Annotated in this window: 3 protein-coding genes; all 3 read left to right on the top strand. The window is 44.4% G+C overall.

The window, feature by feature from the left end:
* The first annotated feature begins 172 nt into the window (after positions 1 to 172).
* Positions 173 to 706, top strand: coding sequence for a GNAT family N-acetyltransferase (locus AC29Z1_RS17500; protein WP_488272725.1), 534 nt, complete (start codon positions 173 to 175; stop codon positions 704 to 706).
* Between the two features lie 157 nt (positions 707 to 863).
* Positions 864 to 1,058, top strand: coding sequence for an H-type small acid-soluble spore protein (locus tag AC29Z1_RS17505; RefSeq protein ID WP_488272723.1), 195 nt, complete (start codon positions 864 to 866; stop codon positions 1,056 to 1,058).
* Between the two features lie 117 nt (positions 1,059 to 1,175).
* The coding region (locus AC29Z1_RS17510) for an ABC transporter transmembrane domain-containing protein (RefSeq protein WP_488272724.1) at positions 1,176 to 1,782 on the top strand (607 nt) is incomplete at its 3' end.

Genomic DNA, 1,782 nt, shown 5'->3' on the forward strand with positions numbered 1-1,782 from the left:
GTATTAAAGGGTGAAATATTTATATAATGTCGTGTTGCCACAGCTAATTTTATTCCTCTCTTACTATCAGGGTTTACTTTTTTATGATAATAGTAGATAATTAGGAATACTGAAAGATGCTGAAACATATAAAGAGATACAGAAAGGCGTGGTTTGTGTGGGGTGTGGCTGTGTGCTTCAGGGAAACAAAGTATGTCTCAGGACAGTTCGGGAGACAGACCTAGAATTAATTTATAGATTAATGACCGATGTTTCGGAAAAGGGAGAATATTGGCTGATTGACATTCCTGCCGAACCGGCTTTTCGTCGGGGGTTTTTCGAAAAGGGATTTTGGCATGATAATTTTGGGCGGATGCTGATTGAAAATCATGCCGGCAACATTGTTGGTGAAATTATCTATTTTAGAAATGCCGATTACCGCGCTGGTTATGAAGTTGGGTACCAAATCTTTAAGCGGGCAGACAGGGGCAAAGGCTATATGGGAGAGGCGCTGGCATTGTTTTCTGCCTTTTTGTTTGAATCAAAACCCATTCCCCGTCTGCAAGTTACGGTGGTGACTGGTAATCTAGCCAGCCGGCGTGTAGCTGAACGCTGTGGTTACCAGTATGAAGGGACTCTGCGGAAAGCAGCCTTTTTGGGAGGCAAATATGTTGACCTGGAAGTATTTGGACTGCTTAGGGAAGATTGTCCGCCTTTGTCGGTATAGCGTAGGCTGACGATAGCATCCGGAAAAGCGAAAGCCTAATCAGTTGTGATACTTTCAGCTCATCAATGGTACAATAAGGATCAGTTTCTGGCAGAAACAACTATCAGCATAAGTTTGCTGTTAGGTGAAATACTACTCGTAAAAAGGAGTGGTTTTCATGGATGCGTCGCGAGCCGAAGAAATTCTCAAGTCTCCGGATACTATTGGCGTAAAATACCGTAATAATTATGTCTGGATCGAAAATGTTGATAAAGGCAGCAATACAGCCTATGTAACTTATCTCGAAAAACATAATACCGTGCATGTGGATATTGACCAGCTAGAAGAAACTGGTCCCATGCCGCAGAATTAAGAAAACTGAACAAAAGCGGGATTGCAAATCGTTGGGCGCAATTCCGCTTTACTGTTTAGTAACTAAGTGAAAAAAGTTGGATAATCTGCAGGAATATACAAGGTATTGTAGTATATATTGTTCAAGACGATAGCGAGAAAACCGCCATATGGCGGTTTTCCCTTTAAAGGCAGGCGAGCGATTTTGATTGACAGGCAGTTAGGTCGCCAGGCAGGTAGGGAACCTCATCTGTTAGCGGCAGTGGCCGCTTTGGGTGCTGGTGGCGGCCTGATGGCCATTGTTCAGGCCTATTATCTTACACAAGTCATTGACAGACTGTTTTTAGGTAAACAACAGCTGGCAGATGTAAGCGGATTGTTATGGTTTTTAATTAGTATTGTATTGCTACGGGCTATTGCTACATATCTGGAGGGCGTGTCGGCCTGTAAGTTGGCAGCAGTCATTAAGACTAGGTTACGGCAGCGGTTGGTGAGTCATTTGCTGAATCTTGGACCGGTAACACTGGCGCATCAGCCAACCGGGGAAGTGATTAATATTGTTGGTGAGGGCGTTGAGCAGCTAGATGCCTATTTTTCTAAATATTTGCCTCAGTTGGTTAAGGCCGCATGTATTCCGGTATGTATCCTCCTGGTGGTGTGGCCGCTGGATTGGACTTCAGGGTTGCTCATGTTGGTGACAGCGCCGCTGATACCCGCTTTTATGCTGCTGATTGGCAAGTTGGCCG

It is taken from the genome of Sporomusa sp., from assembly GCF_057736855.1.

Bases quoted from the DNA above. Each gene is read 5' to 3' on its own strand.
- AC29Z1_RS17505 (WP_488272723.1), top strand. From the start codon at position 864: ATGGATGCGTCGCGAGCCGAAGAAATTCTCAAGTCTCCGGATACTATT.